Origin of the sequence: Kocuria sp. 2SI (assembly GCF_005502825.1) — a bacterium.
GTDB classification, from domain to species: Bacteria; Actinomycetota; Actinomycetes; order Actinomycetales; family Micrococcaceae; genus Kocuria; species Kocuria palustris.
Genome location: NZ_SCNB01000038.1, coordinates 1 through 9,237, shown reverse-complemented (window position 1 = coordinate 9,237; position 9,237 = coordinate 1). Strand labels below are relative to the sequence as shown.

The 9,237-nt window shown below is 71.5% G+C and carries 7 protein-coding genes; 1 reads left to right on the top strand and 6 read right to left on the bottom strand.

Annotated elements, in window-relative coordinates:
- Positions 1-6: 6 nt before the first annotated feature.
- The 6 genes from recN to FFS25_RS12975 are packed head-to-tail and all read right to left on the bottom strand — an operon-like array spanning position 7 to position 6,970.
- Positions 7-1,848 carry a DNA repair protein RecN gene (gene recN, locus FFS25_RS13000; RefSeq protein WP_249933908.1) on the bottom strand — a complete coding sequence of 614 codons (1,842 nt, stop codon included), beginning with the start codon at positions 1,846-1,848 and terminating at the stop codon, positions 7-9.
- Positions 1,845-2,930, bottom strand: coding sequence for an NAD kinase (locus tag FFS25_RS12995; RefSeq protein ID WP_249933907.1), 1,086 nt, complete (start codon positions 2,928-2,930; stop codon positions 1,845-1,847). The genes recN and FFS25_RS12995 overlap by 4 nt, the downstream gene beginning before the upstream one ends.
- Positions 2,931-2,990: 60 nt before the next feature.
- Entirely contained in the window at positions 2,991-3,761 is a 771-nt protein-coding gene (locus FFS25_RS12990; RefSeq protein WP_137803213.1) for a TlyA family RNA methyltransferase, read from the bottom strand.
- Positions 3,758-3,940 carry a hypothetical protein gene (locus FFS25_RS12985; protein WP_137803212.1) on the bottom strand — a complete coding sequence of 61 codons (183 nt, stop codon included), beginning with the start codon at positions 3,938-3,940 and terminating at the stop codon, positions 3,758-3,760. Before FFS25_RS12985 ends, FFS25_RS12990 begins: the two co-directional genes overlap by 4 nt.
- Entirely contained in the window at positions 3,937-4,938 is a 1,002-nt protein-coding gene (locus FFS25_RS12980; RefSeq protein WP_137803211.1) for an HAD-IIA family hydrolase, read from the bottom strand. The genes FFS25_RS12985 and FFS25_RS12980 overlap by 4 nt, the downstream gene beginning before the upstream one ends.
- Position 4,939: 1 nt before the next feature.
- Positions 4,940-6,970, bottom strand: coding sequence for a tetratricopeptide repeat protein (locus tag FFS25_RS12975; RefSeq protein ID WP_137803210.1), 2,031 nt, complete (start codon positions 6,968-6,970; stop codon positions 4,940-4,942).
- 238 nt (positions 6,971-7,208) lie between these two features.
- Between FFS25_RS12975 and FFS25_RS12970 the strand changes: the two genes are divergently transcribed.
- Positions 7,209-8,420: a dicarboxylate/amino acid:cation symporter gene (locus FFS25_RS12970; RefSeq protein WP_137803209.1), complete on the top strand. Its 1,212-nt coding sequence runs from the start codon at positions 7,209-7,211 to the stop codon at positions 8,418-8,420.
- Positions 8,421-9,237: the final 817 nt, after the last annotated feature.

Here is a 9,237-nt window from a genome sequence, read left to right as displayed (position 1 = left end):
AGACGACTACGTCCTGGCCGAGCCGATCGATCCGGCCGAGGTCCTGCTCGGCGATCCGCAGCCGCAGGAGGTCGTCGTGGAGCTGGAGCCCTCCCCGCAGCTGTGGGCCGAGGCATCGCGCAGCAGCTCGCGGGCGTGCTCCTGCGCTGCTTCCGAGTTCTCATGGCCTGCCAGCATGCGGGCGAGCTCCACGACGCGCTCGTCCGGCGAGAGCACGCTCACATCCGAGACGGTCGAGTCCGAGCTCTTGGTCACGAGCACGTGCTCGTCGGCGAAGGCCGCGACCTGCGGCAGGTGCGTCACCACGAGCACCTGCACGTTCTGGGCCAGCATCTTCAGGCGCCGGCCGATCTCCAGGGCGGCCTTGCCGCCCACGCCGGAGTCGACCTCGTCGAACACGAACGTGGGCACGGGGTCGACGGCGGCCAGCACGACCTCCAGCGCCAGCATCAGGCGCGAGAGCTCACCGCCGGAGGCGCCCTTGCCCAGAGGCCGCGGCGAGGCATCGGCGTGGGCGCGCAGCAGGAACTCGATGGTGTCGCGGCCCCAGCGGTCGAAGCGCTGCGACGGCTCCACGGAGACGATCAGCGCGGCGTTGGGCATGGCCAGCGCCTTGAGCTCGGTGCCGACCTCCTGCGCGAGCTGCTCGGCGGCACGGCGACGGCGCTGCGTGAGCTCGCCCGCCTGCGCTTCGAGGGCCTCCAGCAGCTGATCGCGCTGCGCGCTGAGCTGCTCCTCGCGGTGGGGATCATCGCCGAGGGACTCCAGCCGGGTGCGGGCGGTCTCGGCGAAGGCGAGGACCTCGTCGATGTCCGCGCCGTAGGTCTTGGTCAGCCCCCGCAGGGCGGCTCGGCGCGCCTCGACCTCGGCCAGCCGCGCGGGGCCGTCCTCGTCCAGGCCGGTCGCGTAGGCGGAGAGATCCGCCGCGACGTCGTTGGTCAGCACGGACAGCTCGCGCACGCGCTGGGCCAGCTGCTCGAGCTCGGGATCGGAGTCGGCCTCCTGCTCGAGTGCAGACAGCGCCCGGTCCACCAGCAGGATCGACGACGCCGCGTCCGGATCCTCCTCGCTTCCCGACAGCGCCGCGTGCGCGGTCATGGAGGCGCCGCGCAGCGATTCGAGGCTCGTGAGCTTCTGCGATTCGGCGTTCAGGGCCTCGTCCTCACCGCTGACCGGCTCGACGGCGTCGATCTCCTCGAGCGCGGCCCGCAGCGACTGCGCCTCGAGCGCGCGCTCCCGGCCCTTCTCGCGGATCTCGGAGAGCTCGGCCTCGACGGCCTCGAACGACGACAGCGCCGCACGGTACTCGCCCAGCAGCTCCTCGAAGCCCCGGCTCTCGGCGGCCTTCTTCCGACCGCGTGCCGAGCCGGTGTCGTGCACGGCTGCGAACGTGTCCAGCGCATGGCGCTGCGCGGCCGCCGAGGTCAGCCGCAGCTGATCCGACTGCCCGTGCACGGCCACCAGGGTCTCGCCGAGCTCGCCGAGCCGAGCCACCGGGGCGCTGCGTCCGCCCACGTGCGCCCGCGAGCGCCCCGTGGCGGCCACGGTGCGGCTGAGCTGCAGGGAGGCGCGGTCCTGCTCGTGGTCGACGTCTCCCCCGGCGTCTTCCACCAGAGCCACCGCGGCGTGATCGGACGAGACGTTCACGACGGCCTCCGCCACGGCCTTCTCTGCGCCCACGCGCACAGCGCCGGCGTCGGCGCGGCGTCCCAGCAGCATGCCCAGGGCGGTCACGACCATGGTCTTGCCCGCGCCGGTCTCGCCGGAGAGGATCGTCAGCCCCGGCCCCAGGGGGAGCACGGCATCGGTGATCACCCCGAGATCGCGGATGTGGATCTCCTCGATCATGAGCCCTCCTCCGGATGATCGGCCTGCGGGATCTCCTGGCCCACGGACAGGTGCTGAGGCATGCCCGGCTCCTGGCGGCGGATGGTCGTGCGGTAGTCCGGCTGGACGATCGGCAGCGTGGAGGTGGCGTCCGAGATCTCGTCCTGCTCCACGGGGCCGCGCCAGCCTGCGGTCGGCAGGCCGAACTTCTTGACCAGGCGTTCCGAGAACGGCGTGCGATGCATGCGCGCCAGGGTCACGGGCCGCTCGGCGCGGGTGACCTCGATGCGCGATCCCGGAGGCAGCTCGACCGTGCGGCGGCCGTCGCACCACAGCACGCCGCGGGCATCGGTGCGGGTGAGCACCTCCACGGCGATCATGGACGACGGCGAGACGACCAGTGGCCGCGAGAACAGCGCGTGCGGCGAGAGCGGGACCATCAGCAGCGCCTCGACCTCCGGCCACACGACCGGTCCCCCGGCGGAGAACGCGTAGGCGGTCGAGCCGGTGGGAGTGGCCATGATGACGCCGTCGCAGCCGAAGGACGACAGGGGCCTGCGGTCCACCTCGGTGACGACCTCGAGCATCTTCTCGCGGTCGCCCTTCTCCACCGAGGCCTCGTTCAGCGCCCAGGTGTGCAGCACGGGGCGTCCCGCGTGCCAGACCCGCACGTCCAGGGCCATGCGGTCCTCGACGGTGTAGCGGCCGTCGACGACGGCCTGGACCGTCTCCGCCAGGCCGGAGCGCTCGGATTCGGCCAGGAACCCCACATGGCCCAGGTTCACACCCAGCAGCGGGACCTCGACGTCGCGGACGACCTCCGCGGCGCGCAGGATGGAGCCGTCGCCGCCGAGCACGACCACCAGCTCGATGTCCGACAGCGCGCAGTTGTCCGGCACCACTCCCACCGGGGGCAGCTCGTCCACCTCCGGAGCGCGCAGCATGGCGTCGCGGTCCTCGGCGGTCAGGACGCCCTCCACGCCGGAGTCGGCCAGCTGGCGCAGTGTCTGCTGGGCTGCGACCCGGGCCTCCGGACGTCCCATGTGGGCGAGCACCAGGATGCGTCGTGAGGCGGGCGCGCGCATGCCGGAGTCGTCGATCATGCGCTCCACCCTACGTCCTCCGACCGACGGCACACGGAGGGCCCGGTTCTGCCCTCCGGTTCAGGACGGCGCCGGCACCGGACGCTGCAGGTGCAGGAAGAACTCATGGTTGCCGTCCTGGCCCGGCAGCGGCGAGCGCGTCCGCCCGAGCTCGATCAGGCCCGCAGCGACGCCTGCGGCCGCCACCTTCTCGACCGCCTCGAGGCGCTGCTGCTCCGAGGCGACCACTCCGTCGCGGCCCAGTCGATCCGCTCCGACCTCGAACTGCGGCTTGACCATGAGCAGCAGGTGCCCGCCGGGCAAGGTGGCCGCCGCCAGCGGTGCGATCACCAGGGTCAGGGAGATGAAGGAGACATCGCAGACGGTCAGCTCGGTAGGGCCGCCGATGTCCTCGGGGGCCATGTAGCGCAGGTTCAGGCCCTCGTGCACGCGCACCCTCGGATCCGCGCGCAGCTGCGGCACGAGCTGGTCGTGGCCCACGTCCACGGCCACGACCTCCCGTGCCCCGCCCCGCAGCAGCACGTCGGTGAATCCCCCGGTGGAGGCTCCGGCGTCCAGGCAGCGCAGCCCCTCCACGACGACGTCCGGGAACGCCTCGAGCGCCCCTGCCAGCTTGTGCCCGGCGCGGCTGACGTACTCGGGGCCCTCGGCCTCCTCGAGCTCCACCTCGGAGGTCGCAGCCACCGGCTGCGCGGCCTTCCTCGTGCGCTGCCCGTCCACGCTCACGCGGCCCTCGGCGATCCATCGGGCGGCCAGGGTGCGCGAGCGCGCCAGGCCCCGGGTCACCAGGGCGCGGTCCAGCCGCTCGCCGCTCGCTCCTTCAGAGCTCACGACGTCCCGCCGGCATCGGCGATGCGCGACTGCGCGGACTCGAGCTCGCGGGTCAGCCGCTCGTGGGCGTCCTGATAGGCGGCGGCGTGCTCGCCCACGGGGCGCTGGTCCAGGTCCTCGAGGTCCTGCAGGACGCGCTGGACCCCGGGGCTCTGCGAGGGCTCGAACGACTGGGTCATGCCGCCGTCCACTCGATCTCGGGGATCGAGGCCGTGTCGACCTGCGGATGCCGGGCCCACCAGGCGGCGCAGGCGGCGCGCCAGGCGTCGAGGTCGTCCTCATCACCGGAGATCCGCAGACCGTCGTCGTGCGCGGTGGCCTGCGCGGCACCGCAGCGCGCGATGCTGGCGCCGTCCGATTCCTCCACGGCGATCTCGGCCTCCGGGACGAAGAGCCCCGTGAGATCGGCGATGAGGTGACCGGGGCGCTCGTCGGTGATCGCGCCGAGAGCGGTGCGCACCGTGTCCACGCCGGTGAGCACCAGGGCGGTCGCGAAGCCGGCGCGATTGCCGCCCAGGATGTCGGTGTCCAGCCGGTCGCCGATCACCAGCGGGCGCTGAGCCCCCAGGCGCTGGGCGCCGGTGCGGAAGATCGGGGCCTCGGGCTTGCCCGCGACCTCCGGGGTGCGCCCGGTCGCCCTGGCCACCGCGTCCACCAGCGTCCCGTTGCCCGGGGCGATGCCCCGCTCGCGCGGGATCGAACCGTCGGTGTTCGTGGCGATCCAGAGCACCGAGGCATCGGCCAGGGTGTAGGCCGCCTCGGCCAGATCGCTCCAGCCGATCTCCGGGTCGAATCCCTGGACGACCGCCACGGGGTCGTCGTGCTGGGAGCTCACCGGAGTCAGGCCGGCCTCGGCGATGTAGTCCGACAGCGCCTGGGCCCCCGTGATCAGCACGCGCGATCCGGCCGGAAGGCGGTCGCTGAGCAGCTGGGCGGCGGCCTGCGCGGAGCTGACCACGTCCTCGCCGCGGGTCGCCACACCGAGCTCGCTGAGGTGCTCGGCGACCGTCTCGACGGCGCGCGAGGCGTTGTTCGTCACGAACATCACCGGCACGCCCTCGGACTTGGCCCGCTCGAGCGATTCCGGAGCCTCCGAGATCGCCCCGGGACCGGCGTAGACCACGCCGTCCAGGTCGGCCAGGATCGCGTCGCAGCCGTCGATCAGTCGCCGAGTCATCTCAGGAGTCCTCCTGCTCCGTCTCGCCCTCGCTCGCAGCACCATCCGCGAGGGAGTCGTCATCGGCGGCGGCGTCGCGGACGATGCCGCTCGGGCCCGACGACGGCGCCGGATCCTCATCGTCGTCGAAGCCGTCGGCGGAGGCCGACTCCCCGCCCATCGAGGCGAGGTCCTCGTCGTCGAGGCCCGGCTGATGCTGCGCAGCGGGCTCCTCGGAGCCATGCGCCGCGTCGTCCGCCTCGGCCTCGGCGTCGGACTGCCCGGTGACGTCGGAGACCCGGTCGATGTCGCGCTGGGCACCCTCGGCGGAGTCGAGCTCCACTCCGATCTCGTCCTCGCCCAGGTCCACGATCTCCGGGTCCTCGAACGGGCCGGTGCCCAGAGCGGCCTCTGCCACGAGGGCCTGCCGATCCCAGGCGGTCGCCTCCTTCTCCCGCCCGACGCCGCGCAGAGCCTCGCCGTAGGCGCGGAACAGGCGCGGGCTGTAGGAGAAGCCGCGGTTGCGGTCCAGCTGCGGGATCTCCAGGGCCTTCAGGGCGCCGTCGGCGTCGCCCTCGTCCCGGCGCAACCCTGCCACGATGATCGCCAGCTCCACGCGGGCATCGGCCGGAAGCTCGGCCACGCCCTCCGAGGTCGCCAGCTCCAGGGCCTTCTCCGGACGGCCCAAGGCCCGCTCGCAGTCGACCATCAGGGGCAGGTGAATGTCGTCGCCGGTCATGCGGCGGTACGTGCGCAGCTCCTTGAGGGCCTCGTGGTACTCGCCGTTCTCATAAGCGGCCACGCCTGCGGCCTCGCGGACCGCGGCCACGCGACCGGCGCGGCTGACGGCGTAGCGGGCGTGCTCCAGCGCGAAGGCGGGATCGTCCTCGATGTAGCGGGCGACCATCACCAGGTGCTGCGAGACGGCCTCGGCGTTGTCGGCCTCGAGCGCGCGCACCTGGAACTGGGCATCGCGGTCCAGCTCCTGGCCGGTGATGTCGGCATCGACCTCCGGACGTGGGGCGCGCACCGGACGGCCGCGCTCCTCGAAGGAGCTCGACGTCCGCCGCTGGCCGCCGCGGTCATCGCGGCGTCCGTCCCGACGCTCCCCGCGGAAGCCGCCCTGCCGATCATCCCTGCGCCCGCCGCGTGAGTCGTCGCCGCGGAAGCCCCGACGCTGGCCATCGCGGGAGTCCCCTCCTCTGGAACCCCCGCGGGAGCCGGAGCCGCGGGAGCCGCCGCGGCGATCATCACGGGCGCCGTCCCGACCGCCGTCCGGGCGAGTGCCCGGGCCTCGACGGTCGTCCCTGCGCTCGTCGCGACGCCCCTCGCCGCCGCGACGTGCCTCGCTGCTGTGACGCGGCTCGTCGCGCCATGTCGAGCGGGACTGTCCTCCGCGACGGTCATCGCCCCAGCTGCTGCGCCGCTCGCCGGAGCGCGCGCCGCCGCGGGAATCGTCGCGCCCGCCGGGGCGATCGCCGTCCCGACGCGGGCCGCGATCATCCCTGCGCTGCCCGCCGCGGTCCTCCCAGCGACGACCGGAGCCGCCGCCCTGAGAGCCGCCCCGGAAGTCACGACGGGGTCCCCGGTCGTCCGGACGCTCGTCGCCGCGGAAGTCACGACGCGGAGCACCCGAGCGCTCATCGCGGCCACCCCGACGATCATCGCCGCGGAAGTCCCTGCGCGGACCCTCCGAGCGATCGCCCTGAGCCCCACGGCGATCGTCGCCGCGGAAATCACGCCGAGGACCGCCCGAGCGCTGTCCCTGGCCGCCGCGGCCCTCGCGCGAGGAGCCGCCGCGTGCGTCGCGCCCGCTGCGGGAATCGTCGCCGCGGAAGCCGCGTCGCTCACCATCGCGGGATCCGCCGCGCGCGTCGTCGCGGAAGCCGCGGCCCGAACCCTGGCGATCGTCACGCCGGGCGCCGCTGCGCCCCTGCCCCGACGATCGGTATCCGGAGCCGCCGCGATCGTCGCGACCCCGCCCCGGAGTCCGACGATCGCCGCCCCGGTCCTCGCCGCGATCGTTGCTGTCCTGCGACCAGGCCTCGGCCATCTCAGTCCTCCGGTGCGCGTCGCGCAGATATGTGTTCAACAATTCCGTGATCTGCAGCTCATCCGAGCGCAGTCGTGCCATAGTGAGGCCGCAGCGGATGCGGCCTCTGAGCCATGGACGGCACAGTCTACTCGTCCGCCGATCGCAGAACCGGTCGCAGCACCTGAGCGAGCGCACCACAGCTGGTCTCAGGGCCGCCTCCCCAGACCCTGAAGAAAGACCCTCCATGCTCCATCGAATGCTGTCCTCACTGCTGACGAGAATCGTCGTCGCCATCGTGCTCGGCGCCCTGTGCGGCCTGTTCTTCCCGGAACCGATCGCTCGCGTCTTCGTCACGTTCAACGGCGTCTTCAGCGGCTTCCTCGGCTTCCTGATCCCCGTGCTGATCCTGGCCCTCGTCGCTCCGGCGATCGCGGACCTCGGGCGCGGCGCCGGCAAGTGGCTGCTGATCACGGCCGCCGTGGCCTACGGCTCCACCATCTGTGCCGGCCTCATGGCCTTCGGCACCTCGATGGCGCTGTTCCCGTCGCTGCTGGCCGATGAGACCCACGACGGCGGCGCACTGAGCGATCCCTCGGAGGAGTCGCTGTCGTCGTTCTTCAGCATCGAGATGCCCCCGCCCTTCGACATCATGACCGCGCTTCTGCTCGCCTTCTGCGTGGGCGTGGGCATCACGATGGTTCGCGGGACCACGCTGAAGAGCGGTCTGGAGGAGCTGCGCGACATCATCATGCTCGTGGTCACCCGCATCGTGATCCCGCTGCTGCCGGTCTACGTGTTCGGTTCGTTCCTGTCGCTGACCATGAACGGGCAGATCGGGACGGTCATCTCCACGTTCTTCAAGGTGGTCATCACCGCGTTCGTGCTCACGATCATCCTGCTGCTCCTGCAGTACGTGATCGCCGGGGCCATCGCCAAGAAGAACCCCATCCGCCTGCTCAAGAACATGCTGCCGGCCTACTTCACAGCCCTGGGCACGTCCTCCTCCGCGGCCACCATCCCGGTGACCCTGCAGGCCGCCCGGAACAACGGGGTGAGCGAGGAGGTCGCCGGCTTCACGATCCCCCTGTGCGCCACGATCCACCTGGCCGGCTCGACCGTGAAGATCGTGCTGTTCTCCACCGCCGTCATGATGGTCACGGGCATCGAGATCGATCCGGTGCAGTACTTCGGCTTCATCCTGATGCTCGGCATCACCATGGTCGCCGCACCGGGCGTTCCCGGCGGTGCCATCATGGCCGCCGTGGGCATCCTGCAGTCCATGCTCGGCTTCGACGAGACTGCGATCTCCATCATGATCGCCACCTACGTGGCCATCGACTCGATCGGCACGGCCACCAACGTGACCGGTGACGGTGCGATCGCCGTGGCCATCGACCGCTTCTACAAGAAGTCGGAGGACATCGACGACGACGCTGTCGCTGAGGATCCGCAGCCCTCTGCTGTGTGATCTGCTCCCGCGCCCTGAGCGCGGACGACGCGAAGGCCCCGAGCTCTCTGGAGGAGGCTCGGGGCCTTCGTCATTCGTCTCACCGCACAGCGAGCACCAGTGCCGCACCGCAGCGGGAAGCGGCACCACGCCCCCAGAAGCCCACGACCCCGCCATGACGACGAGAGCGGCCAAGGCCACTGCCTCTCGCCGAGTGGATACCCATTTGCGCTGAAACACCCCTCAGCGCAAGGCAGCGCACACTCGAATCACGTCTCAATCCAGCAGGGCCAGCGGAGGGTCGGCAGACAGTGCCAGGGCGGCCGAGAGCCGGCAGACAGAGCCAGGAGAGCTTCTGGAGCGGAAACACCCACTCCCCTGCTCGAGTGGATCGCCAGTTGCCTTGAGGACGCCGATACCGCAACTGAGGGCCCACTCGAGGGTCGGGAGCCAGCCCCGGCTCCACACCCATGCGCAGCGGGGTCCAGAGCTGCCCGTGCCGATGCCCCGAACGGCCCTCAGTCTTACTCAGCACCGGCCCCGGCCCCTGAGATCGATTGGATCCCCAGTTGCGTTGAGGGCCCCCATAGCGCAATCAACTATCCACTCGCCGCGGGGAGGAAGAGCCCCGTAGGCCGAGTGGATCCCCAATTGCGCTAAAGGACCCCGATAGCGCAATCAGGTATCCACTCAGCACGAGGGGGGGCAAAAAGCATCTGGGTACACGAAAAGAGGCCGACCGCGACTCGACCCATCCTCACCCTCACGGTGAAGACGAGGAGTCAGCGATCAGCCTCTCTCCGTACAAATAATTGCGGCGGCGACCTACTCTCCCACA

Excerpts from the sequence above, each read along its gene's own strand:
- recN (WP_249933908.1), bottom strand. The coding sequence starts at position 1,848 with ATGATCGAGGAGATCCACATCCGCGATCTCGGGGTGATCACCGATGCC.
- FFS25_RS12995 (WP_249933907.1), bottom strand. The coding sequence starts at position 2,930 with ATGATCGACGACTCCGGCATGCGCGCGCCCGCCTCACGACGCATCCTG.
- FFS25_RS12985 (WP_137803212.1), bottom strand. The coding sequence starts at position 3,940 with ATGACCCAGTCGTTCGAGCCCTCGCAGAGCCCCGGGGTCCAGCGCGTC.
- FFS25_RS12980 (WP_137803211.1), bottom strand. The coding sequence starts at position 4,938 with ATGACTCGGCGACTGATCGACGGCTGCGACGCGATCCTGGCCGACCTG.
- FFS25_RS12975 (WP_137803210.1), bottom strand. The coding sequence starts at position 6,970 with ATGGCCGAGGCCTGGTCGCAGGACAGCAACGATCGCGGCGAGGACCGG.
- FFS25_RS12970 (WP_137803209.1), top strand. The coding sequence starts at position 7,209 with ATGCTGTCCTCACTGCTGACGAGAATCGTCGTCGCCATCGTGCTCGGC.